Source organism: Proteiniclasticum ruminis, from assembly GCF_900115135.1.
In the GTDB taxonomy this organism is placed as follows: domain Bacteria; phylum Bacillota; class Clostridia; order Clostridiales; family Clostridiaceae; genus Proteiniclasticum; species Proteiniclasticum ruminis_A.
This window is the reverse complement of record NZ_FOVK01000004.1, coordinates 124,248-149,951: the sequence shown is the minus strand read 5'-3', so window position 1 is coordinate 149,951 and position 25,704 is coordinate 124,248. Positions and strand designations below refer to the sequence as shown.

The following is a 25,704-nucleotide window of genomic DNA, read 5'->3' as shown; positions in this document are numbered from 1 at the left end:
GAAGTTATTCCGGCTCTTGCTGTACATCTAAAAATGCGGTAAATGTGTGTTCTCTTGAAAGCCGCACTTGATTTCTTCCCATGGATTTTGCTGTGTATAGAGCGTCATCAGCCCGTTTATAGAGCTCATTGAATGTCTCCCCTGGCTTCTTCTCTGCAACCCCCAGACTGATGGTGAGGGGTCTTTGCAGTCCGAAATCTGTATGTTCTACAACACTTCTTGCTCGCTCTGCAAGAAGCTCAGCGGTTTTCAGGTTGCTGTCATAAAGCAGTATGATGAATTCTTCTCCACCTAGTCTTGTAACAGAGTCTTCCTTTCTGAAGGTTGCCTCCAGTTTTCTGGCCAGCTCCTGAAGCACCTCATCTCCTTTGTCATGGCCGAAATCATCATTGACGGATTTGAAAAAGTCGATGTCCAGGATGATCATGGAAGTGGATTTTCCACCTTTTTCCAGTAGCATCATCTTCTCTTTGGCATATTTGTCCAGGTAGTACCTGTTTTTCAGTCCTGTCAGGTGGTCTAAGTTCACCTGATTTTTCAGGAAGGCATTCTCCTTCTGCTGATCACTGATGTGGTGGAAAATACTGTAAGTAAAGACCACGGCTTCAATCAGCACGGAGGTGAATACCATGAGTCTGATGCTGATGCTGCTTCCTAAGAATGCATATAGGCTCAAAGTATGGAGTACGGATGAAAGCATCAGTACATAAGTTGCAAAGGGAATCCATACGGAGAAGCGTGTTTTGTTCCGATACGTGTAGTAGGTGGCCGCGAAGATAAAGAGATAGGAAAGACTGGTGATGGCCGCAGTAAAATACATCTCCTGATCATGATTTGTCATGAGGATGAAAAATGCCGAAGTGCCAACGATGGCCATGGCACCCAGATACAGCTCTCTAAAAAGGATTCCTTTACTTTTGACTTTCAGATAATCATAAAGGAACAGATACATAAAAAGGAGTGCTAGAATCTGATACTCTTCATAATGAAAAGTTCTGCCCATATCATACATACGGTTTCCGAAGGAAGTAAAGTAATACAGGGAAAGGGTAGTGAAGAGCTGAAACAGCCCATGGAACAGGTAGGACTTTTCTTTGAAAATATAGTATAAAATCACATTCACAAGAAATATGATGATAAAAACAGTGAAATGAATGGAAAAAAAGAGGGACAGGCGATTCTCGTAGACAGAAAAGTCCTCATAGAGCATGGTCTGGAAATCTGGATTCTGAACCGGACCTTCAATCCTGATATAAATCGGCTGTTCAGCATCGATGGAATTTGGCATGTGGGCAAAAGCATGGATGCTTCTACCACGGACTTTTCCTGTGGAGAGAACCTCGGTGTTCTGATATTGGGTCAGCCTTCCGGTAAATATCGGGAAATAAATATCAAAATTTCTGATATAGGGCTGAGCTGAGAAGATGGAATAGTCCTGTTTCAGAATATTGCTTGGAATTCTGATCCACATGGCTTCGCCGCTCTCTGCCACGCTGTATCTTTCAGCATCGAATTTCCTCAGGCCTTTCAGCTGCTGGATCTCAGGAAGTCTCAAGGAAGAGCCTGTGGTGATGTACTCCGCATGATCCATGAGATTTTGAGATTCGCTGCGCCACAAGTTCCCCTCCAGGTTTTGGAACCAGGAAGGGTAGAAAGCAAGGAGCATTACATATAGGCTGACAGCTGACAGTAGAGCGGCTGCAACCCATAAAGAATTCCCAAATCTTTTTTTATCTTTGTACACTTCAATCCACTGGGTTTTTCACCCTACTCCGTAAAATTCAGAAAAGTTCATGATTTACTTTAATCATATAGGAATTTCTATGGAGATTCAATGAAAATCAAACGGGGTGTAGTTCAGATGAGTATCTATGTTTTTTACGAACAAAAATGCATCAGGAAGTCTTCTTGTGGTAAAGGTTTACAAATTTCAGATTCTGGCGGTATTTATTTTTACTTGTTGTGAGATTATTGCTTCCTTGACAGAAACAATATAAAAATATCGATTTTTGGTCTGTTTCCAGCTGATAAATGGTGTATTTTTGCAGGTTTTTTATCCTAGGATATGAATCACTTATGGGGATAAAAGGATTTCCATAGTATAATAAATGAAATAAAGGAATTTGGTATGATTTGGGGGCGTTACAATGACAAATGAACTGACTGGAAGTGAAGTGAAAACCATAAGAGATCTGGATTATCTGACACTGCTTGCCAAGCAGTATCCGACCATAGACGCGGCAACAACAGAGATCATCAATCTGCAAGCGATTCTAGACCTGCCCAAGGGCACGGAACATTTTCTGTCAGATATCCATGGGGAGTTTGAGTCTTTTCGGCATGTGCTGAAAAATGCATCCGGAGTTATCCGCAATAAAATCAATGATCTCTATGGAAACACCTTAAGAGAAGCAGAAAAGAGAGCTCTAGCGACACTCATTTATTATCCCAATGAGAAACTGGATATGCTGGACATCAATGAAAGAGAACTCAGTGACTGGTATAAAGTCCACCTGTTCAGGCTCATAGAAGTCTGCAAGAGAGTTTCATCCAAATACACCAGATCAAAGGTTCGTAAAGCCTTTCCGAAGGAGTTTGCCTATATCCTGGATGAACTTCTCAACGAGAATGAGGACCGCATCAATAAGTATGACTACTATAATAAGATCATTGACACCATCATTGATCTGGACAGATCCAGAGCGTTTATTGTGGCCATCTGCAATCTCATTCAGCGGTTTGCTGTGGACCGTCTTCATATTATAGGAGATATTTATGACAGAGGTCCGGGAGCGGATATCATCATGGACATGCTGAAAGAGTATCACTCTTTGGATATTCAGTGGGGGAACCATGATATGATCTGGATGGGGGCTTGTGCGGGGAATGAGGCTCTCATTGCAAATGTCATCCGAATCACCGCCAGATACAACCATCTTGAGCTTCTCGAAGACCGCTATGGCATCAATCTTTTGCCACTGGCTACCTTCGCCATGGATACCTATGGAAATGAAGAGCTGAAGAATTTCATGCCAAGAGGTGTGGAGATTACAGAGAAAAACCAGCGGGAAATGGAGATGGTGGCTAAAATCCACAAAGCCATCTTTCTCATTCAGATGAAGCTGGAAGCGGAGATCATATATCGTCATCCGGAGTATGGCATGAATGACCGGATGCTGCTGGATATGATTGACTACGAAAAAGGAACCATCCTTGTGGATGGTATGGAGTATGCTCTCAATTCCAAAGAGTTTCCAACCATAGACCCCAAGAATCCCTTTATCCTCACAGAAGAGGAGAAGGAGATTGTGGACCGCTTAAAGAGAAGCTTTATGAACTCTTTAAGGCTCAATGACCACGTGAAGCTTCTTTATTCAAAGGGCAGCATGTACAAGGTGTTCAACGGCAATCTGCTGTTGCATGGATGTATTCCTATGGAGGCCAGCGGCGAGTTCATGCCCATCATGATTGATGGAGAAGAATACCACGGGAAAAGAGCTCTGGATGAGCTGGAGAGACTGGCAAGGCAGGGGTATTTCAACAACGATCCGGTCCTCAGGGAAAAAGGACTCGATGCCATGTGGTATCTCTGGTGCGGACCTGCATCACCACTGTTTGGAAAGAAAAAAATGGCCACTTTTGAGCGCTATTATATTGAAGAGAAGGAAACCCATGCGGAGGAGAAGAATCCCTACTATAAAGACCGTGAAAACATCAAATGGATCGAGAAGATCCTGGAGGATTTCGGTCTTGATATTGAAACCTCCCATCTCATCAACGGTCATGTTCCAGTGAAGGTAATGAAAGGAGAAAGTCCCATCAAGGCTGGAGGAAAGCTTCTGGTCATTGATGGCGGATTTGCCAAAGCCTATCAGAAGGAAACAGGCATTGCCGGGTACACTCTCATCTACAATTCCCATGGCATGAATCTAGTGAGCCACGAACCCTTCGAATCTACAAAGAAAGCCATTATAGAAGAGAAGGACATCGTCTCCACGGTGATGGTCCTTGAAAGTGTCACCAGCAGAAGACGGGTGGCGGATACGGACACGGGATTTGAGCTGAAGTCTCAGGTGGAGGATCTTCTGCAGCTGGTCAATGCCTACAGAAAAGGCTACATCAAGGAAATGATTCAGACAGCCTACATCAATGAGACCAAACCCTAGACAAAAGGAGAACCCCGAAGACAATGTCTTCGGGGTTTAAATATTTGAAATATACAAAAAAGAGAAAGTATATTTCAAATAGGAGGAAGCAAAAAGGGGGTTATCTGAGAAATCCCCGGTGCACTTCATAAAGAATGTTACTGGGATCCCGGTGGACCATTTTGTAGCTTTCTGTCTTATAGAGTGCATCATAGATGGAGGGCTCCAGATAGAGAATAAAGGAATGAATACCAGGATAATGGTCTTCCTTTTCTTTTGGAGAACCTGGCAGCCAAAGATTCATGGCAATGTGATGATGGTATCCATCTCTGGAATAAAAGCCTGCACTGGGATAATCAAACATTTTCTCAAGTCCCAGTGTTTCTTTATAATGCTGGGAAGAAGCTTCCAAATCCAGAACATGGAGATGGATGTGTCCCAGGACCGTATCCTTCGGGAATTTTTTGAACTCATTGGAATGTCTTGAGTTTAGGACGCCATCTATGTCCATCATATCTGTGGACATGTGAAGAGCCCCATCTTTCATCCACTTTTCTTGAGGCCGGTCCCAGTAGACTTCGATGCCGTTTCCTTCAGGATCTGTCAGATATACGGCTTCTGACACATAATGGTCAGAGAATCCGGTGATTGGAAGTCTTGTTTTTGCTGCATGATACAGAAAATCACCAAAATCACCTCTTGTGGGAACTTTTATGGCAAAATGATAAAGACCCACCTCATGACGTCTGGTTTTGTGGGTTTCATGAAGAACAAGAAGCGGACGGTCTGCTGCATACAGCACCACTTTTCCGTCTTCCATTTTACCGGTGAGCCCAAGATGCTCATAATATTCTCTCATGTTGGTTAAGTTGTTTACATTCAGGTGCACTGCACCAAGTTCTAATGTCTTCATTTAATCGCCTTCATTTCATTTCAACTTCAAATCCGTGATTCTTATGGGATTTAGTCTAAGTGTACGAGACGGATGAAAAGCCTGTATGAAGTGCAAGATAAAAAACTGTGAACACTTCACCTGTAAATGTTGTCATAGAAGGGTTTTGACAGATTCTGCCTGTTCCTCTGCAAGATTCTGGAAATAACTGGAAAGGAGCGCATAGAGATACACGAGGCTTTCCTTTTGTTCGCTGTCTGCTGCTACAGAGGCAGAAAGATTCGATGCGTAGGTGAGTGTACTCTCGTAGCGGGAAAGAAAAGCCTCATAAAGAGTGTAAAGATTCGTGGTGTCTCCTTTTTCCAGCTCCTTGCTGAGAGGGGAGAGAAGGGTTTTAATCTGGGGCAGTGTCAGGGTTCTTTTGAGAATCTGGATGAGAGACAGCATCATGAGATGCTCTCTGGAGTATTTTTTCTTTTCCGTGGGAAAAAGGATTTTGTCTTTGGTATAATTATTGATCATGGTTTTGGTCAGAGGCCATTTGGGGAACTGTTTCTCCATCAGAGTCATGACCTGGTCCATATACAGGCCGAAATCCGGCAGAGCGTCCACTTCTGGCAGCTGGGGAAAGGAATTTTCAAGCATTGCTTCATCTCCTTATCTTGTTTTCAAAACTACATATCATCATCATAATAGATACAATTCACATTTTCAATATTGCATTTTACAAAAGCTGCGGTATAATACAAATAAGACAACACATAGTTATTAAAACTAGATGGAGGGATCTACATGAAAAAAAGTAAATTAAGAGAGCCGGTGAATGCCTGGACTCATTTGGGCGGGGCAATTTTTTTCTTTATCGGAACCATTGTGATGCTGGCTCATAGAATTGTGACAGAAGCATCCGTTAAGAGTATTGTGGGTGTGATCATATTTGGACTTAGTCTGGTCCTGCTGTACCTGGCCAGCGGAATCTATCACAGTTATAATGGCAGCGAAAAAGTCATAAGGAAACTGAAGAAGCTGGACCACAGCATGATTTATGTGCTTATAGCGGGAAGCTATACCCCTATGTGCCTCATGGTGCTTGAAGGGCAGCAGAGAGTACTCATACTAAGCATTGTCTGGGGTATTGCGCTCTTTGGGATCCTCTCGAAGATTTTTATACCAGGGATTCCCAGAGTGCTCTATACACTTTTTTATCTCATGATGGGCTGGATGGTCATCTTTTTCATTGGAGATGTGTATGCAAGTATTCCTCAGGGAGGATTCCTTCTGCTTCTCTTTGGTGGAATTCTCTATTCCATTGGCGGCTTCATTTATATGATCAAAAAGCCGAACTTTTCTAAGGTGCTGGGCTTTCATGAACTTTTCCATTTGTTCATTTTAGGCGGCAGTCTTCTACATTATTTCTTCACATTCTTTTATCTCGCTTAATTTTTTAAAGAGAGACTGGAAACAAAATGGTTACAGAACCCATTGAATTTAGGGGCTTTTGGCAGTTGTAAAGACTGCCTTTAATTTTGTGCTACAAAATGTTTAATTCTCTTCATATTTTCTTTACAAAAAAGACGTACTATAAAAAAGTCGTATGAAAATGATGGAGGAATGAACATGAAGCCTTGGAGCAAAGCGGTTGCCACTGCGTTGGTGATTTTAGCTGTTGGCAGTTTCCCGAAAGTTAGGGTACTGGCAGATGAAAACAGTAAAACAAAACTGAATGAAGTTGTTGCACAGATACAGACCCTTGAAGAAGTTAAAACTGAAAATGAACGGTTGGTTGAAACCAGAATAAATGAAATTGAAACCATTGGACAGGCAGTCTCTGTATTCCAGGACCGCGTCAGGTTCCTGGCAGAGGAAAAAGCAGCAGTGGATGAAAGAATGGTGCTTCTTGATGAACTGAAGCCTTCGAATCTTCTGCAGGCAGCGGTGCTGACCATCGCAAGGGCTTATACAGTCCTTGAAGAAGCAGAAAGAACTGCACTGATCCATGGAGAACTTGACGTATATGGGACCTATGAAAATCAGTATCTGCATCAGGATACCTACCGCGAGATTGAAGAAGCGCTGCTTCTGAAAAGAGCGGAGATTGAAGAGAACATTCTTCAGGTGGAAGCTCTGATGAATACTGAAATGGGCAAGAAAGAGCAGTATACAAATGAAGTGACAGAAGCTCAGAGAGTATCTGAAGAGACAAACGTGACACTGACTGCCCTTAGTGTAGAAAAAATCACATTGGAAGATCAGATCGAGAAAGAAGAGGCTGTGAGAAAATCCACCACTTTTATCTGGCCAACTTCAGGAAGATTCACCAGCCCCTTTGGGTACAGAATCCATCCGATCTCCAGAACCAGAAGAATGCATACAGGAATTGATATTGCAAACAGTTCAGGCACCAACATCGCAGCCTCCCAAAATGGTAAGGTGATCTTTACCGGATATCAGGGAAGCTATGGAAAACTCATAGTGATCAGACACGCAAATGGTATGGAGACAGCTTATGCACATTTAAGCAGAATTTCCGTGAGCGTTGGAGACACTGTGACTCAAGGACAAAGCATTGGAAAGATGGGAAGTACCGGAGGATCCACTGGAAGCCATCTGCATTTTGAAATCAGAAAGAATGGCACAGCTGTGAATCCAATGAGCTATTTAAAATAAGAGAAGGAGAGCGGAAGCTCTCTTTTTTTGTGCAAGAAGTTATACACATTACACACAAGATGTTGTGGATTGTTTCTGATAACGCACCACATATTGTGTTGTATTCTTTCTCTTGACAATAAAGAACATGTGTTCTAATATAAAATCAAAGAGTAAAGAAGGTGATTTTATGTACCCTCAGGATTATCGACGGCCATGCGAAGTGATCTCGTATTATAAAGAAGGCAAAGTGTATCCACTGAAGTTCCGTTTCTATTCTGTGGAGAATGCCGCCTACTATGTGTATGAAGTGGAGAAGATTTACTATGTTCTGGAAGAGCATAGTAACGGCCTTACGGAGAAGACATTTTTCGTCCGGGGAAAAAGAAAAAGACTCAAAGAAAGGCATGCACTCTATCTGGACCCCCGGTATAAAAGCTGGTGGATTCTCACATAGCCTCTACAGCTATCTTTGAAGGTCAGTGCCTTCCTGCGCGGAAGAGAAGTGCCTTTGTGAGTTTCTTAGGAGTCTCTTAAAAAAAGCAGTTGACCGGAAGTGGAATTTCCTATAAAATCTATATGATATAAACGATGAAAAGAACCAGTATGGAAGTCCTGCCTTCATAGAGAGAGGGGATTGGTGAAAGCCCTCAAGGAAAGTTTCCAGAACCTGTCTTGGAGTTTCTCAACCATTTGAGCGGGGAAAGCCGTTATACTTTAGAGTGGATACGTTAGGAGAAGTATCAATAAGGGTGGTACCGCCGAAGAGATTTGGCCCCTTTTATTGAGCCTTCTTTTTTTATTTCTTTTAATTTTGTGGGAGGTATTGTAATGAACAACAACAAAAAGCTTGTAGAAGCCATCACATCCATGGATGTGGACTTCGCCCAGTGGTACACAGACATCGTGAAAAAAGCAGAACTCATCGAATATTCCAGCGTTAAAGGTGCTGTGATCCTAAGACCCTACGGGTATGCACTATGGGAGAACATTCAGGGGTATCTGGATAAGAAGTTCAAGGAAACAGGACATGAGAATGTCTATATGCCAATGCTGATTCCTGAGAGTCTTCTTCAGAAGGAAAAGGACCATGTGGAAGGATTCGCTCCTGAAGTGGCCTGGGTAACCCATGGTGGATCTGAGCCTCTCACCGAAAGGCTGTGCATCAGACCTACTTCAGAGACGCTCTTCTGTGAGCACTTCGCAAACATTGTGCAGTCCTATAATGATTTGCCAAAGAAGTATAACCAGTGGTGCAGCGTCATCCGATGGGAAAAGACCACAAGACCTTTCCTAAGAACCTCCGAGTTCCTCTGGCAGGAAGGTCACACCATTCATGAGACCGCTGAAGAAGCCCAGGAAGAAACCATCAAGATGCTGAATGTCTATGCAGACATGTTCAGAGATTTTCTCGCCATTCCAGTGGTGAAGGGAAGAAAGACAGACAAAGAGAAGTTTGCAGGTGCTGAAGCCACCTATACCATTGAAGCGCTTATGCATGATGGAAAGGCCCTCCAGTCCGGAACATCCCATAACTTTGGAAAGGGCTTTGCAGAGGCGTTTGGTATACGATATACAGGCAAAGACGGAAAGCTCAGCCATGTGCATCAGACCAGCTGGGGACTATCCACTAGAGTCATCGGTGCCATCATCATGGTTCATGGGGATGACTCAGGACTCATCCTGCCACCAAGAGTGGCACCCACTCAGCTTATGATCATTCCAGTGGCACAGCACAAGGAAGGCGTTCTGGAAAAAGCGGAAGAGCTTCGCGGTAAGCTTTCAGGCGTATGCCGTGTGAAAGTGGACGCTTCCGATAAGAAGCCAGGCTGGAAGTTCAGTGAGTATGAGATGAAAGGAGTGCCTCTAAGACTGGAAGTAGGTCCTAAGGACATCGAAAATAATCAGGTGGTTCTTGTAAGAAGAGATACCAGAGAAAAGATGATCGTGTCCATGGATGAGCTGGAGACAAGAATTCCAGCACTTCTAGATGAAATTCATGATGCGCTTTATGAGAAAGCTGTGAAGAGACAGGAAGAAATGACCACAACGGTGACAACCCCTGAAGAAATGAGAGATGCAGCGGACAACAAGCCTGGTTTCATTAAGGCTATGTGGTGTAAAGAGCTGGCTTGCGAAGAGAAGATCAAGGAAGTATATGGGCTCAGCTCCCGATGCATGCCTTTTGAGCAGGAGAAGGTGGCTGACACCTGCGTCTGCTGTGGCAAAGAAACAGACACCATGGTGTACTGGGGTAAAGCATATTAAAAAGAACTGGACAGGAGAAGTGCAGATAGAGGCACCTCCTGTCTTTTTTTGCATTTTTTGTAAACATCTGAAGAGAAGAAACATTTCGTAGAAGCAGTGGATTATAATGAAGAGGAAGACAAAGCTGTGGAATGCAGCTGAATAAAAGGGGGCGTTTGTAATGTACCAACTGGAACAGCTGATCCAAGGGAACTATCATCTGCGCAGTGTAAAAGACCGGGAAGGCGACAAGGATTATTTTCTTGATAATGAAGGAAGACCCCTGATTCTCAAATACAAGATTGAGATGGAGTTTTTTAAAGTTTCTTCCATCCTCATCCGCGTTGGACAGGGAAATCTTTATTCCGTGCATTTTCTCATGGATCGGGACCTGCTCTCTGCCATGTCCTTTATTGAACTGGATGGAGAAAAGCATGTGCTTTCATATGAGGTCACAGAGAAAAATGCAAGACTGACCATCCTGCTGAAAGAAGGCGCTGTAGAAGCCTAGATAAAACGGCGGGTAGAAAAGAAAAGAGTACAGTGATCTATGAGGAGCAACTCCTGAAGATCCTGTACTCTTCTGTTTTTTTAGTTAAAAATCTTCTGCTATAGGGTGCTCCGTCAGAACCTTTTCCGATGCTTTCATCAAAAGCAGGGTACCAAGGAAAAGTGCGAGAAAAAAGAGCTTTTTCTTGTTGATTGGACTCATAAGAAGTTCCTCCTATAGATTTATATTCTTATTCTTTCATTTCAATGGTGATCATGTATTCCATGCCTTCATAGGCCACGGGGTCTTTCACCAGGCGGAATTTCATCTCCTTGCTTTTGAGGGCGATGACCATGAAGCCCAGAGCGAGTCCCATATCGATCTTATTCAGGGAAGAAAAAAGCTTGCTTTTGATAAAGCCGAGCTTCACCCGAAGAAGATGGATTTTATGCCCATCCACAGCAAATCTCCAGGGCTGGGTATTGAAAGAGGATGGAGCAAGTCTTGCCGCTTCCAGAATGAACTTGTACTTTCTTTTTACTGGCCCCTGAAGGAGGATGTCCTTATAGGAACGCCTCTTATAATAATCCGGTTTAGGATAAAGAGACAATGGATCTTCCGGATTGCCAAAGGCGATGAAAAGAATGGGCACCTCTTCTTCTTCCAGTGGGGCAAACTGCTGAATGGTCATGAGATCTACCCCTGGATAGGTGACGCAGGTGGCGATGCCTAAGTCGTTGAGCTTTAAAAGTACATGCGCCATGGAATAGCCAGCGGCCTGGCGGAACCCGGATGCTTCTTTACAAGCCACCACCAGGTAATGCGGAGACTTCACCTTGGTGTAAGCACCCAGGATACTGGTGCCCTTTTCCATGAAATGCTCACCATCTCTCACCAGGATAAAGGATACAGTAAGATTCTCAAAAAGCTGAGGAATGTCTTGCAGTGCCTGTTCTACCCGTTCCATGGAGGAAGGATCCAGGGAGTCCATGTTGAATTTTCGTGTGGATTTTCGTTTGGAGATGTTCTGATAAAGTCTTTCCATACCCTGCCTCCTTTGCTGGAACTTTATTTATTAGAATCTTTTGTCAATGAGTACGGCCACTTGAGAAGAGATGCCTTCTTTGCTTCCTGTGAAGCCAAGACCTTCTTCTGTGGTGGCTTTGATGTTGATTTGGTCTTCCTGCAGGTTCAGCACTTCGCAAAGAACCTTTCTCATGGCAGGGATATGAGGCTTCATCTTGGGCTCCTGGGCAATGATTACACCGTCAATGTTGATGATTTTATAAGAACGCTCTTTCAGCATCTTTTTTACTTCTTTCAGTAGAACTAGACTGTCCACATCCTTATATTCAGCAGCGGTATCGGGGAAATGGGTACCGATGTCACCGAGGGCTGCCGCTCCAAGAAGAGCGTCCATGATGGCATGGGTCAGGACATCTGCGTCAGAATGACCTAATAGTCCTTTTTCATGTGGAATCTTCACACCGCCGATGATGAGGTCCCGTCCTTCCACAAGTTTATGTACATCGTAACCTATACCTATTCTCATAAAATCCTCCATAAAACAGAGTTTTCTCTGTGTTCTTTCCTATATTATACCATGGTTGAGGAAAAACAGAATCTGGAGTTTCGTTTTCGAAACCCGCAGTAAAATTATGAAAATGGAAAAGGGTCTATACCTTAAAAAACGAAAAGTTTTCAGGGTTCCTTTATGGATATATCATCCTTGATAAGGTACTATCATGAATCTGTTAGTTTATTCAAAGAAAGTTAACAAATTAACATCCAAAATTTAGATTGTTAAATACTGTCAAAACCTTTGATAATATTATACTAAATTTGTGAAAAGGTTTGTTTTAAGAACTTATCAAAAAAGATCAGAATTTCTTGTCGAATTCAGAGTAAAGATCCTGATATGCAGGGCATATTGAAGTTTCAATCTTTGAGTTTTATGTTATAATTATTCAGGAACTGTAAAAGAATGATAAAGAGAATCGGGAGCTGTTTCATTCTTGGTTTAATTATTAACGAAATTCTGAAAGGTCGGGTGAACAGTATGTCAATATTGATCGGGCCCATGAAATTACATTTGAATGGGCACAAAGAATTGACAAGCCATGGTGAAGTGAAGAACATCGTGGCCGGTAAGAAGGTCTTTATACCGCTGATGGCATGTACAGATGTACTTGTGAAAGCAGGGGATACCGTGAAAGCAGGCACAATGCTTGCAAAGCGTGATGACCATTTCAAGGTGCCTATTTTCTCCTCCGTCTCCGGTAAAGTTTTGGGTATTGAAGAACTGGAGCATACTACAGGAAGAGTAATAGACCATGTCGTCATTGAAAATGACGGACTCAACACATTTGAGAGACCCTTTGAGCCTATAGACGCTGAGAAAGCTTCTGTAGAAGAACTGGTGACATTCATGATGAATGCCGGTATCGTTGGGTGTGGTGGAGCTGGATTCCCTTCTTACGTGAAGTACAAAGGGGCCAAAGGCATTCATACTCTATTGATCAACGCAGTAGAATGTGAGCCATACATCACAGCGGACTACCGCATCATGGACAATCAGGTGGAAGAGCTGGTGTATGGAACCAAGACCATGCTGAAGATGTCTGGTGCCAAGAAGGCGCTCATAGCCATCAAGAAAACAAAAAAAGATCTCATAGCCAAGGTTCGTGAAGCTGTGAAGGATACAGAAGGACTCTTCGTGGAAGAAGTTCCGGACCAGTATCCCATGGGCTGGGAAAGAACCCTGATTTATGAAGTCTTCAAGAAGAGATATGACAAGCTGCCAGGAGAAATAGGCGTTATTGTGAACAATGCGACCACAGCCATCGCTTTCTCCGAAGCACTGCGATATGGCAAGCCAATCATTGAGAAAATCTGTACCATCTCTGGTGATGCAGTGAAGAATCCTTCCAACGTGCGTGTACCCGTAGGCGTATCTGTTCAGGAAATCGTAGAGCAGATCGGTGGATATGCTTATGATGAAGTACGTATCGTAGGCGGCGGACCGATGATGGGGAAGACTGTTTCCACAGATCGTGCCGTGATCAATTCTGCGTCCAATGCCATCACCATTCTGAAGCCTGATGAAGACGAGGCCATTGCTTGTCTTAGATGCGGAAGATGTAATGACCACTGTCCTGCAGGGATTCTTCCAGTAAGAATCAACAACGCGGAAGAAGCAGGGGATGTGAAGCTTCTGACAAAGCTCCGTGCAGACCAGTGTATCGAATGCGGCATGTGTACTTATGTATGCCCATCTAAAATCGAAGTGACTGAAGGCGTAAGACGTGGTAAAGCACTCTTAAGAGCCGCAGCGCAGAAGTAAGGGGGACAGTATCAATGAAATTTTTGACCAAAGTGTCTCCAAACAATAGAGACAAAGACCACAGCACCCAGGGTGTCATGGCTGAGCTCAGCGTTGGACTTCTTGTAGTCTTTATCTTCTCCATGGTGTTCTACTTCCAGGAGTATGGTATGGACTATGTCATCCATGGCGTGCTTCTTATGGTGACGGCCATTGTGGTGGCACTGCTGACAGAAGCGGTGTTTGCACTGGCAACCAAAAAGAACATTGTAAAACACATGAAAAGCTCATTCCCGCTGGTTACAGCAATCATTCTTGTTTTAACCGTACCGATTTCCACCACATACTTCGCCATCGGAGTAGCATCATTCTTTGCTATTTTCGTTGGAAAGCTGATCTTTGGAGGATTCGGCCATAATATCTTCAATCCAGCTGGTGTAGGCCGTGCTGTGATTTTTGCCTCCCTGATGGGATCGACTGTTGCAGATGTCACTACCAGTGCAACACCCGTCTCCTCCATCGCCAATGCAGGATGGCTCATCAAGGATGCTGCTGTGGCAGAGAAGTTCCTGGATCAGTTTGGCGGACTCACCAATCTTCTTCTGGGATGGTATCCTGGAGCCATTGGTGAAACCAGTGCGCTGCTCATCCTTCTTGTAGGTGCATATCTTGCATATAGAAAGGTTCTGGACTGGAAGGTTCCTGCAGTTTATATCGGTTCTGTATTTGTGTTCACCACCATCATTGCACTGGTCAACGGTGTAGGTATGTGGTACCCCATGTTCCATGTGCTGGCTGGAGGACTTGTCTTCGGTGCGGTGTTCATGGCCACAGACCCAGTAACCAATCCTACCACCATCAGCGGAAGAATCATTTATGCCATTGGCCTTGCTGCACTGACCGTAATCATCAGACTGCAGGCAAGTCTTCCAGGTGGTGTGGTATTTGCCATTCTCATCATGAATATGGTGTCTCCACTCATTGACAAGCTCACAGACGGATGGTCCATCTATTCTGTGAAGAAGTACACTGTATCCATTGCAGTGACCTTTGCAGCTGGAATCCTTCTGACCTTCATGGCTGGAAACGGTCTTGAGCCCAAAGCCATTGAGTTCCCAAGAGAAGGAGGCGGCCTTGGCATCTTCACTGACAGTCAGGACAACCTTCCTGAGGTGCTGGAACAGTCAGAAGAGGGATCTGTTGTGACCTTCGTTCTGTCCGCGCCTGGATATTATGCCATCCAGTCTGGTGGAGAACCTAATAAAATTGAAGTGAAGATCAATAAAGACACCAATACTGTAGAAAGCGTTGCCATCGTTTCTGTAAATGATACTCCAGGACTTGGAGACAGAATTGATGACCCTGCGTTCCTTGACCAGTTCAAGGGCATCTCCTTTGAGGACAAGAATGCTGGGGTGGACGCAATTTCTGGTGCAACCATATCATCCACATCTGTGACAAAGGCAGTACGTATTGCTTTTGAAACACTGAATAAGTAAGGGAGGACAGAGAGATGAAAAACATGAAAGGTTTCGTTGTTTTACTTGCTACTGTTCTCGTTGCAGGCGGCGTGCTTCTTTTTGCAGATGCACAGCTGAGACCCCTCATTGAAGCAGCAGGAAGTGGCGAATATCAGGAAATCCTGGAAAAGATCTTCCCGGATTCCAAGAATTTTGAAGAAGAAGAATTTACTGATGAAACTGGTCTGATCCAGAAGCTATTTGAAGATGAAGATAATGGCGGTTTCGTCTATATCCTTGAAAACCAGGGATTTGCAGATAAGATCACATTCGCTCTGGGTTTTGATCTTGAAGGAAACATCGTTGGGTATGAAATCATCAATCTCAATGATACTCCTGGATATGGAAGCCAGGTAGGCGAAGAAGCCTTTATCGGATCTGTGGTCGGCAAGACCTCTGTAGACGGAATTGCTACTATTTCAGGTTCTACAGTGAGCTCCAAAGCCGTTGTGGATGCCATTGATGCCGCTAGAGCAAGTTTTAATGCCATGATGGGAATTGAAGACAATGGAGAAGGCGCAGCGCCTGAGCCTGCGGCACCACCACTGGAGTTTGGAGGGAAGCTGCCCATATTCCGAGAAGATGTCTCTGAATCCAGACAAGGCGTTATCATTGATACCGTGGAAGAAGGCGGAAATGTCACCTATACGGTGGAAGCGGCAGGATATGCTGTCATTGAGCAGTATGATGGCGCAAAGCCAAACGTTGTGAAGATTACACTGGATCCAACAAACCAGGTGATTGTAAAGGTGGAAGTTCTCGAGGTGAATGACACCAAGGGCATTGGAGACAAAGTCCTTCACGAGGATTTTGCAATGCAGTTTGAGAATCTCTCTTATGCAGATCCATCCGTAGAAGCAGATACGGTGTCTATGGCAACGGTATCCAGCACATCCGTCATCAATGCAATTCTCGCAGCGCTGAATGCGAACAAGTAGGAGGGAGAAGAGCATGAATAAGTTAAATAACATAAAAATAGGTTTCTTCAGAAATAATCCTGTTCTGTCTCTGGCTCTAGGACTCACCACAGCCCTTGCAGTGACAGGAAGCGTGACAACAGCCCTTGGTATGGGACTTTTGATCTTCGTTCTGGTGATTCTTGCAGGAGTTCTGGGTGGACTTCTTCGTAAAGTGACACCTTCAGAGATGATGATTCCAGTAGGTCTTGTGCTTTCCGCATTCCTTGCAAAGCTTGGAGAGCTTCTTGCACTGGCTTATATGTCTGGTATTGCTTCTGAAGTGGGCATCTTTATTCCTTTGATGGCCGTGAACTCTCTGATTCTTTTTGCCAGTGGATCACTGACAGAAAAGACATCTTTTGGAGAAAACATGAAAAATGCGCTGCTGGCTGGCTGTGCCTATGTGGTGGCTCTTTTGGCAATAGCATTCTTAAGAGAACTTGCAGTGTCTGGAGGCATCGCCCTTCTGAATCCGCTTAATGGTGCTGAACTCTTCAGTTTCAATATCATTCCACAGCAGTTCACCCTGAGCCTGTTTGCAGGTTCCACTGGAGCATTATTGATGACAGCGTTTGTTGGCGGACTGTTCCAGGCCATTGGAAAGTCCGGAAACGACAAGGGAGGTAAGTAAAATGGAAAACATACTACCGATTCTTCTTGGTACTATACTGATCAACAATCTTGCACTGACTAAGCTTGTGGGACTGGGACAGCTGGCTCATTTCGGAGAAGAAGAAGGGGAAATTCTTTGTATAGGAGTTTCTGCGGCTCTTGTTATGGCTATTTCCAGCATTCTTGGGTACTTTGCCGGGACACTATTTGAACTGGACGTACTGAATCTTTTGGTCTATGTTCTCCTGATTCTTGTGTCCACAGCGCTTGTGATGTCTGGTGTGAAGAAAGTAAAACCTGAGATGTACGAAAGAGTGAAGAAGATTCTTCCACTTCTGTCAGCAAACTCAGCGATACTTTATCTGCTTTTGATGACAGGTACAGAAGGAATGGAATTCCTTCTACAAGGAACAGTTGCCAATGACGCTCAAGAGCTGCTGCCAGTACTGGTTACAGCAGTCGGAGCACCACTGGGTCTTCTCTTTGCCTTCATCCTGTATGGAGCAGTTAGGGAAAGACTCTCTGTAGCACATACACCTAAAGCCTTCAAAGGCCTTCCAATCCTTCTGGTCTATGCAGCCCTGGCTGTACTTGCACTCAGCGGGCTTAATGGAATTCTATAAAATCTGAATCCGTTGAATCTTATATAGCAAACTCTCCGTTTTCTGGAAACCTGGAAAACGGAGAGTTTTTTTGACAAAATATCAGTACAGTTCTGAAACTTGGCTGATTTACTTGAAACTCTTTTAAGATTTCAGGTAAAAGAATATTCATGTTCAAGTTTCCACAGAAAATACAGCTTGTACCTACGAATTACACACGTTACTCACATGAAATCAGTGCAATTGTGGATAAACCTGTGGATAAGGTGGAAAACTATTTCTTGAACAGGGGTGTATATTGTGCAAAATTCAATTCATCCCCTCAAAACCACAGGAATTCCACAAGTTATCCACAGGACTTTGTGAATAGTGTGCATAAGTGAACAATTGTACGGTTTTTGTTTTGATGATATTTTCATCGTGTTAAAACTGAGTTAAAAAGAAAGACCATAGGCTGAAAAAATCAGTCTATGGTCTTATAGGAATCTTCGAGAAGATCGTTCAGCTGAGAAAGCTCCATGGGGGAAAGATTTCGGTATCTTCCAAGAGCCAGTTTCCCAAGCTCTATGTTCATGATCCGGATCCTCTTCAGTGTCACCACTCTATATCCGAAGTACTCTGTCATTCTACGAATCTGTCTGTTGAGTCCTTGGGTGAGGATGATCCGGAAAGTCTTCTCATCCAGCTTCTCTACTTTGGACTCTCTTGTGTAGGTATCCAGTATGGGGACTCTCCCTCCCATACCTTTTAGAAATGAGTCTGTCATGGGTTTATTCACTGTGACAATATATTCTTTCTCATGGTTGTTTCTTGCGCGCAGAATCTTGTTTACGATGTCTCCGTCATTGGTGAGAAGGATGAGCCCTTCAGAGTCCTTATCCAGCCGTCCGATGGGGAAAATCCTTTCTTTGTGGTTTACAAAATCCACGATATTATTACGTACTTTTCTGTTGGTGGTGCATTCAATGCCCCTTGGCTTGTTCAAGGCGATATACACCAGAGGAGGCTTATTGTCCACGAGTTTTCCATCCACTCTTATTTCATCCTTCTCGGTGACTTTCAAGCCCATCACAGCAACCAAACCATTGACGGTGACTCTGCCTTGTTCTATATAACCGTCCGCTGCCCGCCTGGAGCAGAAACCTGTATCTGAGATGGCTTTATTGATTCTTTTCTCTTCCATGGAATTCCTTCCTTTTCAATTCATATACTTCTAAAATGATATTATACACGAAACGGGATGTTTTCCCAAGAGATGTTGAGAAGATGGAGAAAGGGGCATATGATGAGAGTAGTAATTATTGATAGAATTATGGAGGTACATATGAACGCTGGAATCTGCCCCATCTGCCATAAAGAAAACCACTGCCACATGGTCAGTGGAGAAGATCCTTCCACCTGCTGGTGCACCACCGTCTCTTTTCCTGATGGCCTGCTTCTTCTGGTCCCTGAAGAGGCAAGAAACCTTTCTTGTGTCTGTGAGGATTGTGTAACAAAATACCAGGAAGAAGGTGCGGAAGGACTGAGACTGCCCAAAGATAAATTGGACAAAATTCAATAGGTGCGGTACAATAAAGATACCGGAAGATTCTTGTTCCGGCAAAGACTTTGACTTTGGAGGAGAAGAAAATGAGCAAAAAGGTTGTCATATACACATCCAATACCTGTACCTACTGCGATCTGGCAAAGGAATACTTCAATGCCAACGATATTTCCTATGAAGAGAAGAACACTTCTGACCCAGTGTTCAGAAAAGAACTTCTGGCTCTTGGCGTGCGCAGTGTGCCTACAATTTTTGTAGATGAAGAGTACATGGTTGGATTTGACGAAGGTTCTTTCGAAGAGCTTTACAACAAATAAAGACTGAAGTGAACAGCTAGAGAAATAAGATGGTCCCGGATCTATTTAAATAAGATCCGGGACTTTTTTTCTTTCTGTTTATTGGTCACTGGGTGTAAAGGAAGGAGCCATTGTCGTTGATTTTTGCTTCGATCTGGTAGCTGACAATGCGGTCTTTTGTTTCGCCTTCATGAAAGTAGTCTTTGGCAAGGGGTTTACCGGAGATGAGAATCTCCACGGTGCTTTTTTCACGGATGGTCTCACTGATGTAGGCCTGTTCCAGCACTTCTCCCACAGCAGCATCCAGGCTGAGGTCATCAAATCTAGCCCTTTCGATGTAGTCTCTCCCTTTGGGATTGTTTCCGAAGGCGTCCACAAGATGACCAAAGGAGTTGAACTTCAGCGTCACTTCGCCTACAGCTTTGATGATGACAGTACGCTCTATCTCTTTCTGCAGAGAATTGTAGTAGAATCCTAAGGGAATGGCAAGAACGAGAAGGACGAGAAGCGGTTTCAGCACATTGGGTTTTCTTCTGACTTTTTTTCCATAGCCAAGGGTTCCGACTTCTGATCCCGTATCCCGGATTTTATAAAAAGCTCCATCATTGGTAAGAATATAGGCGACACCGCCTCTTCGTTTCAGAACTGTACCTGTATGATCTTTTCCCTCAATGAGGGTGGTCCGTTTCTCCTCTGCTGGACCAAAGTGCAGGGTCTTCTGAAGCTTCGGATAGATGCCCGGCTCCAAGAGAAGAGTCAGCGCAAGAATGTGCTTCTGACGTTTTTTCAGTTCAAAAAGTGGCTCTTCCACCATGGAAGAAAATACTTTGAGGGGAATTCGTTTCAGTTCTTTTGTCCTGGTCCAAAGCTTTTCCTCTGAAAGAAGAATCAGTGCCAGATTCAGGTGAAGGCTGAGCTCTTCTCTGGAAAAATGCTCTTTGGAAAGAGATTCCAGAGAAATCATATAGGTACGCAAGGATGTAGTGTATGCGTCGATCTCTGCCTTTCTTTCCTCATGATCTTCCTCATTGTAGAGACTGACCGGAGGTTTATCCAAAAATATATAGTGATCTTTATCAAGGACTCTCTTTTTCATGATTTCACCAAACTTTATCTCTTATTGCTTCTATTTTAGCACAGGACAGTAAAGATGGGCTCTGACATTTCAAGAACTTCGCAAAGAGTTTGTGAAAAGGGAAGAAAATCCCTTCAGAACCCTTAAAGGTTTCACTAAAATACAGTATACTGAAGTAGTGGGCACAGGATTGCCCGGAATCTTAGAATGAGTGCAGAAACAGAATGTGAGGAATAGCGATGACAGAAGTGGAAAAGAAGATAAAAAGAAGAGACCGGATTGTAAGGATCCTACTCATCCTCGTGATTTTCATGGGGGTTGGATTCTATGTCTACGCCAGAGACTACTATAGAGCGTCCATGGTGGCCGAAGGAGCCTTGGTTTCAGGAGATGGAATAACCTTTGAAGAGGTGAAAGGCGACCTCGTATTCACACCCTCTTCTCCCAAAGGAGGCGTTGTGATTTATCCTGGCGGAAGAGTCTCTGAACGGGCTTATGGGCATTTAGCACGAAAGATTGCCGCTCTTGGCTATAAGACAGTAATCGTAAAGGTGCCGTTCAAACTGTCCATACTGGAAAATAACGCAGCCAAAAGCTACGTGAATGAGGAGATGCCATGGGTTCTCATTGGACATTCTTTAGGAGGTGTCTCCGCGTCAAGTTTTGCACAAAAGAATCAGGATACAGTAGACGGTCTGATTCTTCTTGCGTCCTATCCAGCAGGGAACACTGATTTATCCTCTGCACCGTTTCCTGTATACTCCCTGGTGGGTGACAAAGACCAGGTGGTGGATTTTGAAAGCCTTCAGGAGGCTCAGGACCGTCTGCCAAAAAGCTTTGAAGGCGTCGTCATCCGGGGAGGCAATCATGCGAGTTTCGGAAATTATGGCATCCAGAAGGGAGACAGTCTCCCGGATATCAGTTTCGATGACCAGCAGCAGTATGTGCTGGATGCGCTTTTAGAAATCCTTCCCTAGACCTAGAACTTTAATGTGAAATAATACCTCTGCGTCGAGTTCTCTTGTACGGCAGAGGTTTTCCTTTTTATACTGTCCTGTTTGAAGACAAAGTGCTGGAGACCGGAACAGAAAACCACAGGAGGGTTTGCGGCAGCTTTGGAAAATTTAAATATATATAGATTTCTGATGCAATTATGAAAATATCCTAATACATAATGGGGGTATTTCTGAGAAATTCATAAAATTGATCAAAAATCAGATTTTCTTTGACAAAAATATACACAACTTAAAATAATTTATGGTATGATATTGTTAGAAATTTATTTAACGATGAGGTGTAAGGATGGACAAGAAAAAAGATATTTCTATGGCCGTAATTAAAAGATTACCAAAATACTACAGACATCTGGCAGAGCTTCTGAGAAATGATGTGGACCGTGTTTCCTCCAAAGAACTGAGCGAGAAGATCGGATTCACCGCTTCCCAGATTCGCCAGGACTTCAACTGCTTCGGTGGTTTCGGTCAGCAAGGATACGGATATAACGTGAAAGAGCTTTACAATGAGATTTCCACCATTTTGGGGCTGGACAAAAGATACAGCACCATCATCATTGGTGCAGGAAACATCGGTCAGGCTGTGGCAAACTACACAAGATTCGAGAAGTTCGGATTCGATCTCAATGGAATTTTTGATGTGAATCCCAAGCTCATTGGCATGAAGATGAAAGATATCGAAATCAGCGATATTGACACCATGGATGAGTTCCTGAAAAACAACAAGACAGACATCGGCATCATCTGTGTACCACACACCGTGGCGCAGAGGGTAGCAGACACTCTGGTGGCAAATGGCGTCAAGGGCATCTGGAACTTCGCCCCCATAGACATCCATGTACCAGAGAATGTATCCATTGAGAATGTGCACTTGAGTGAAAGTCTTCTGACTTTGGTGTATCTCATGAACGATCTGGATAAGTAAAAAGTCATAGGAAGAGGTCTCCGCGGAGGCCTCTTTTTCATTGTTGCTCATTGTTTTTTCTTGAACAAAGGAAGAGAAGTCCGTATACTGAAAAAGGATAGAGCCAGGCTCTAAAATGAAATATGTTGGGGGAAACAAATGTATAAAATTTTACGGAAAAAAGAACTGGTGCCCAATATCTACCAGATGGATATTGAAGCGAAAAGAGTGGCAAAAAGCGCTCTGCCAGGTCAGTTTGTCATTGTGAAGGTGGATGAGAGAGGAGAGAGAGTGCCTCTAACCATCTGTGACTATGACAGGGAAGAAGGAAGTGTGTCCATTGTTTTTCAGACGCTGGGTGCATCGACGAAAAAACTTGCGGAGAAGGAAGCCGGGGAAGAAATCAGAGATTTTGTCGGCCCCTTGGGGAATCCATCAGAAGTAGTGACGGAAGAAGCAGAGAAACTGAAAGAGCATAGAATTGTCTTCATTGCAGGCGGTGTAGGAACTGCGCCTGTGTATCCTCAAGTGAAGATGCTGAAAGAAAAAGGCATCAAAGTGGATGTGATCATCGGAACGAAATCTAAGCACACCCTGATTCTTGAAAAGGAGTTTCGGGAAGTGGCTGAAAATCTCTACATTTGTACCGATGATGGCAGTTATGGGTATCACGGGCTTGTCACAGAAAAGCTGAAGGAGCTTCTGGATGATGGAGAAAAAAACTACGATCTTTGTGTGGCCATTGGTCCCATGATCATGATGAAATTTGTGTCAAGGCTCACCAAGGAATACCAGCTGAAAACCATCGTATCCCTGAATCCCATCATGGTGGATGGCACAGGTATGTGTGGGGCCTGCAGAGTCACTGTGGGAGATGAAGTGAAATTCGCTTGTGTAGATGGTCCGGAGTTTGACGGGCACCTGATCCAGTTTGATGAAGCCATGAGAAGACAGTCCATGTACAAGTCCCAGGAAGGGAAGAAAACCATCGAGAAAGAGCAGAAGGATGTTCATAAGGATTCCGGATTCTGCAGTTTAGGAGAGATTGCCCATGATGAAAAATAGAGTACCTGTTCGGGAGCAGAAGCCCGAAGAGAGAGTGAAGAACTTCAAGGAAGTCAGTTTTGGCTATAATCAGGAGGAAGCTCTTAGAGAAGCAGAGCGTTGTCTCCAATGCAGAAATCCAAGATGTGTGGGCGCATGTCCTGTGGCCATCAACATTCCTAGGTTCATCCAGGAACTGAAGGACGGGCGCATCGATAAAGCAAGAGACACCATCGGGGAAGCCAGTAACCTCCCAGCAGTCTGTGGCAGAGTCTGTCCTCAGGAAGAGCAGTGCGAAGGAAAATGCATTGTGGGCATCAAGGGAGAACCTGTGAACATCGGAAAACTGGAGCGTTTTGTGGCAGACTGGGCTATGGAGACGGGATATAAGAACACAGAGAAGGCGCCGGCAAACGGACATAAAGTGGCAGTGGTGGGCAGCGGCCCTGCGGGTCTCACCTGTGCGGGAGATCTGGCAAAATTAGGCTACGAAGTGACCATTTTTGAAGCGCTGCACGAGCCAGGCGGGGTACTGGTGTACGGTATACCGGAGTTCAGACTGCCGAAGGAAACCATTGTTAAGGAAGAAATCAGGCTACTGAAGGATCTGGGGGTCACCATCGAGACCAACGTTATTGTGGGCCGGACGGTGACCATAGAAAGTCTGTTTGAGGAAGAAGGATTCGAAGCGGTGTTCATTGGATCCGGAGCAGGACTTCCCATGTTCATGGGAATCCCAGGTGAAAATGCCAACGGAGTCATGTCTGCCAATGAGTACCTGACCAGGGCAAATCTTATGAAAGCGTTCCAGGAAGGCTACGATACCCCCATCAGTCATGGAAAGCATGTGGCGGTGGTAGGCGCAGGCAATGTGGCCATGGATGCGGCAAGAACTGCAGCGAGACTTGGCGCAAAAGCAAGCATTGTCTACAGAAGATCCGAAAAGGAGATTCCAGCCAGAGCGGAAGAAGTGCATCACGCCATCGAAGAAGGGATTGAGATGAACCTTCTGACAAATCCGAAGGAAATCCTGGTGGATGAAAGGGGATTTGTGAAAGGCATGGTCTGCGTGAAAATGGAGCTGGGAGAACCCGATGCCTCTGGAAGAAGACGGCCTATGGAAATTGAAGGAAGCGAGTTCACCATGCCCTGCGACAGTGTCATCATGAGCCTTGGGACATCGCCCAATCCGCTGATCTCCAGCACCACCAAAGGCATTGAAACGAATAGAAGAGGGTGCATCCTGGTGAAAGAAGAATCTGGAGCCACCAGCCTGGAAGGCGTGTTTGCTGGAGGAGATGCGGTGACAGGTTCTGCCACGGTGATACTCGCCATGAGCGCAGGAAAAACTGCAGCCAAGGGCATTCATGAGTACCTGATGGGAAAAGAGAAGTAAAGAGAGGACGAGATGGATTATAAAGAGATGGAGATTTTGGAGGATGGGATTGCGTTAAAGGAAGTGAAGCATTTTCACCCTCAGCAGATCTTTGAATGCGGACAGTGTTTCCGGTGGACAAGCCAAAATATGGAGAAGGATCATTATCTGGGCATCGTGGAAGGGAAAGTGCTGGAAGTGAAGCTTGTGGAGAATGATGTTTATCTTCTTGGCATCACAAAGGAAGACTTTCAAAGCTTTTTCAGAGACTATTTTGATCTTTCAAGAGACTACGGCAAGATCAAGGGGGCGCTGAGAAAAGATCCGCTACTGAAGAAAGCTGTATCCTTCGGCTTTGGCATCCGCATTCTCAGGCAGGATCCTTTTGAAACCCTCATCTCTTTTATTCTTTCCTCCAACAATCTGATTCCTAAAATCCGGGAAGGCATTCGAAGAATCAGTGAGAAGTATGGTCAGTCCATTCAGTATAAGGGAGAGACCTATGAAGCGTTTCCTACGCCAGAAGCGCTTTCCAGAGCCACAGAAGAGGAGCTTCGGGAACTAGGTCTTGGATATCGGGCTGCCTACATCGAAAAGACCGCAAAGCTTGTTTATAAGGCGTCTCATCTGAAGAAAGAAATAGAGAAGAGAGCGCTGACCCCTGAAGAGAGGGAGATCCTTTCTTATGATCTGACATACATTTCGGCTCTTCCAGAGGAGGAGTGCCTGAAAGCCCTTGAGAGATTCCCAGGGGTTGGCATCAAAGTGGCGGACTGCGTCATGCTGTTCTCCATGGGGAAGACCGGTGCTTTTCCTGTGGATGTCTGGGTGAAGAAAGCCATGGTTTATTTTTATGGTACAGAGCCCAAGAGTCTCCCGAAGATGCGCAGCTTTGCCAAGGAAAAGTTTGGATCTCTTGCAGGGTTTTCCCAGCAGTATCTGTTTTACTACGCCAGAGAGAAGAAAATCAGGATCCCGGAAGAAAAGAAGTAGAAATAAAAGAAGAGACCCCGAAGGAA

At 44.4% G+C, this 25,704-nt stretch carries 25 protein-coding genes and 1 other annotated feature; of the genes, 18 read left to right on the top strand and 7 right to left on the bottom strand.

The window, feature by feature from the left end; genetic code table 11:
* Window positions 1–4: 4 nt before the first annotated feature.
* The gene (locus BM243_RS08255; protein WP_177213487.1) at window positions 5–1,618 is read right to left on the bottom strand and encodes a sensor domain-containing diguanylate cyclase; all 1,614 of its coding nucleotides are present in this window, start codon (window positions 1,616–1,618) and stop codon (window positions 5–7) included.
* Window positions 1,619–2,147: 529 nt separating this feature from the next.
* Between BM243_RS08255 and BM243_RS08250 the strand changes: the two genes are divergently transcribed.
* Window positions 2,148–4,166, top strand: coding sequence for a fructose-1,6-bisphosphatase (locus BM243_RS08250; RefSeq protein WP_074911897.1), 2,019 nt, complete (start codon window positions 2,148–2,150; stop codon window positions 4,164–4,166).
* Window positions 4,167–4,266: 100 nt separating this feature from the next.
* Here BM243_RS08250 and BM243_RS08245 read toward each other — a convergent pair whose 3' ends face one another.
* The gene (locus BM243_RS08245) at window positions 4,267–5,058 is read right to left on the bottom strand and encodes a VOC family protein (protein ID WP_074911896.1); all 792 of its coding nucleotides are present in this window, start codon (window positions 5,056–5,058) and stop codon (window positions 4,267–4,269) included.
* A gap of 132 nt (window positions 5,059–5,190) precedes the next feature.
* Window positions 5,191–5,682: a DUF1836 domain-containing protein gene (locus BM243_RS08240; RefSeq protein WP_074911895.1), complete on the bottom strand. Its 492-nt coding sequence runs from the start codon at window positions 5,680–5,682 to the stop codon at window positions 5,191–5,193.
* A gap of 147 nt (window positions 5,683–5,829) precedes the next feature.
* Here BM243_RS08240 and trhA point away from each other — a divergent pair, with 147 nt between their 5' ends.
* The 5 genes from trhA (at window position 5,830) to BM243_RS08215 (ending at window position 10,441) form a co-directional block, all read left to right on the top strand.
* Entirely contained in the window at window positions 5,830–6,477 is a 648-nt protein-coding gene (gene trhA / locus BM243_RS08235) for a PAQR family membrane homeostasis protein TrhA (protein ID WP_074911894.1), read from the top strand.
* Window positions 6,478–6,654: 177 nt separating this feature from the next.
* On the top strand, window positions 6,655–7,704 hold the full coding sequence (locus BM243_RS08230; RefSeq protein ID WP_074911893.1) for a peptidoglycan DD-metalloendopeptidase family protein: 1,050 nt from the start codon (window positions 6,655–6,657) through the stop codon (window positions 7,702–7,704).
* Window positions 7,705–7,873: 169 nt separating this feature from the next.
* Window positions 7,874–8,140 carry a hypothetical protein gene (locus tag BM243_RS08225; protein WP_074911892.1) on the top strand — a complete coding sequence of 89 codons (267 nt, stop codon included), beginning with the start codon at window positions 7,874–7,876 and terminating at the stop codon, window positions 8,138–8,140.
* Between the two features lie 125 nt (window positions 8,141–8,265).
* Window positions 8,266–8,466, top strand: a binding site (T-box leader).
* Window positions 8,467–8,514: 48 nt separating this feature from the next.
* Window positions 8,515–9,951, top strand: coding sequence for a proline--tRNA ligase (gene proS / locus BM243_RS08220; protein WP_074911891.1), 1,437 nt, complete (start codon window positions 8,515–8,517; stop codon window positions 9,949–9,951).
* 160 nt (window positions 9,952–10,111) lie between these two features.
* A complete protein-coding gene (locus BM243_RS08215) occupies window positions 10,112–10,441 on the top strand; it encodes a hypothetical protein (RefSeq protein WP_074911890.1) in 330 nt (109 codons plus the stop codon).
* Between the two features lie 229 nt (window positions 10,442–10,670).
* Here BM243_RS08215 and BM243_RS08210 read toward each other — a convergent pair whose 3' ends face one another.
* A complete protein-coding gene (locus tag BM243_RS08210; RefSeq protein ID WP_074911889.1) occupies window positions 10,671–11,465 on the bottom strand; it encodes a nitroreductase family protein in 795 nt (264 codons plus the stop codon).
* A 30-nt stretch (window positions 11,466–11,495) separates the two neighbouring features.
* Window positions 11,496–11,972, bottom strand: a complete 477-nt coding sequence (gene ispF / locus BM243_RS08205; RefSeq protein WP_074911888.1) for a 2-C-methyl-D-erythritol 2,4-cyclodiphosphate synthase — start codon at window positions 11,970–11,972, stop codon at window positions 11,496–11,498.
* A gap of 507 nt (window positions 11,973–12,479) precedes the next feature.
* Here ispF and BM243_RS08200 point away from each other — a divergent pair.
* The 5 genes from BM243_RS08200 to BM243_RS08180 are packed head-to-tail and all read left to right on the top strand — an operon-like array spanning window position 12,480 to window position 17,456.
* Entirely contained in the window at window positions 12,480–13,763 is a 1,284-nt protein-coding gene (locus tag BM243_RS08200) for an RnfABCDGE type electron transport complex subunit C (protein ID WP_074911968.1), read from the top strand.
* Window positions 13,764–13,777: 14 nt separating this feature from the next.
* Window positions 13,778–15,241, top strand: a complete 1,464-nt coding sequence (locus BM243_RS08195) for an RnfABCDGE type electron transport complex subunit D (protein WP_074911887.1) — start codon at window positions 13,778–13,780, stop codon at window positions 15,239–15,241.
* Between the two features lie 14 nt (window positions 15,242–15,255).
* Window positions 15,256–16,200, top strand: a complete 945-nt coding sequence (locus tag BM243_RS08190; protein WP_074911886.1) for an FMN-binding protein — start codon at window positions 15,256–15,258, stop codon at window positions 16,198–16,200.
* Between the two features lie 13 nt (window positions 16,201–16,213).
* On the top strand, window positions 16,214–16,852 hold the full coding sequence (locus BM243_RS08185) for an Rnf-Nqr domain containing protein (RefSeq protein WP_074911885.1): 639 nt from the start codon (window positions 16,214–16,216) through the stop codon (window positions 16,850–16,852).
* A 1-nt stretch (window position 16,853) separates the two neighbouring features.
* On the top strand, window positions 16,854–17,456 hold the full coding sequence (locus BM243_RS08180) for an Rnf-Nqr domain containing protein (protein WP_074911884.1): 603 nt from the start codon (window positions 16,854–16,856) through the stop codon (window positions 17,454–17,456).
* Between the two features lie 442 nt (window positions 17,457–17,898).
* Here BM243_RS08180 and rluF read toward each other — a convergent pair whose 3' ends face one another.
* Window positions 17,899–18,618 (bottom strand): 23S rRNA pseudouridine(2604) synthase RluF, encoded by a 720-nt coding sequence (gene rluF / locus BM243_RS08175; RefSeq protein WP_074911883.1) that lies wholly within the window; start codon window positions 18,616–18,618, stop codon window positions 17,899–17,901.
* Window positions 18,619–18,717: 99 nt separating this feature from the next.
* Between rluF and BM243_RS08170 the strand changes: the two genes are divergently transcribed.
* Both BM243_RS08170 and BM243_RS08165 read left to right on the top strand, forming a co-directional pair.
* Window positions 18,718–18,996, top strand: a complete 279-nt coding sequence (locus tag BM243_RS08170; RefSeq protein WP_207646180.1) for a cysteine-rich CWC family protein — start codon at window positions 18,718–18,720, stop codon at window positions 18,994–18,996.
* 68 nt (window positions 18,997–19,064) lie between these two features.
* Entirely contained in the window at window positions 19,065–19,295 is a 231-nt protein-coding gene (locus BM243_RS08165; protein ID WP_074911882.1) for a glutaredoxin family protein, read from the top strand.
* An 85-nt stretch (window positions 19,296–19,380) separates the two neighbouring features.
* Here BM243_RS08165 and BM243_RS08160 read toward each other — a convergent pair whose 3' ends face one another.
* A complete protein-coding gene (locus BM243_RS08160) occupies window positions 19,381–20,370 on the bottom strand; it encodes a hypothetical protein (protein WP_074911881.1) in 990 nt (329 codons plus the stop codon).
* Between the two features lie 218 nt (window positions 20,371–20,588).
* On the opposite strand from BM243_RS08160, the gene BM243_RS08155 reads away from it, so the two are divergent.
* The 5 genes from BM243_RS08155 to BM243_RS08135 all read left to right on the top strand — a co-directional run bounded on the left by BM243_RS08155 (window position 20,589) and on the right by BM243_RS08135 (window position 25,678).
* Window positions 20,589–21,326 carry an alpha/beta hydrolase gene (locus BM243_RS08155; RefSeq protein WP_074911880.1) on the top strand — a complete coding sequence of 246 codons (738 nt, stop codon included), beginning with the start codon at window positions 20,589–20,591 and terminating at the stop codon, window positions 21,324–21,326.
* A 325-nt stretch (window positions 21,327–21,651) separates the two neighbouring features.
* Window positions 21,652–22,287: a redox-sensing transcriptional repressor Rex gene (locus tag BM243_RS08150; RefSeq protein ID WP_074911879.1), complete on the top strand. Its 636-nt coding sequence runs from the start codon at window positions 21,652–21,654 to the stop codon at window positions 22,285–22,287.
* A gap of 138 nt (window positions 22,288–22,425) precedes the next feature.
* Window positions 22,426–23,331, top strand: a complete 906-nt coding sequence (locus BM243_RS08145; protein ID WP_074911878.1) for a sulfide/dihydroorotate dehydrogenase-like FAD/NAD-binding protein — start codon at window positions 22,426–22,428, stop codon at window positions 23,329–23,331.
* Window positions 23,312–24,706: an NADPH-dependent glutamate synthase gene (gltA, locus tag BM243_RS08140; protein WP_431602443.1), complete on the top strand. Its 1,395-nt coding sequence runs from the start codon at window positions 23,312–23,314 to the stop codon at window positions 24,704–24,706. The genes BM243_RS08145 and gltA overlap by 20 nt, the downstream gene beginning before the upstream one ends.
* A 12-nt stretch (window positions 24,707–24,718) precedes the next feature.
* The gene (locus BM243_RS08135) at window positions 24,719–25,678 is read left to right on the top strand and encodes a DNA-3-methyladenine glycosylase family protein (RefSeq protein ID WP_074911876.1); all 960 of its coding nucleotides are present in this window, start codon (window positions 24,719–24,721) and stop codon (window positions 25,676–25,678) included.
* Window positions 25,679–25,704: the final 26 nt, after the last annotated feature.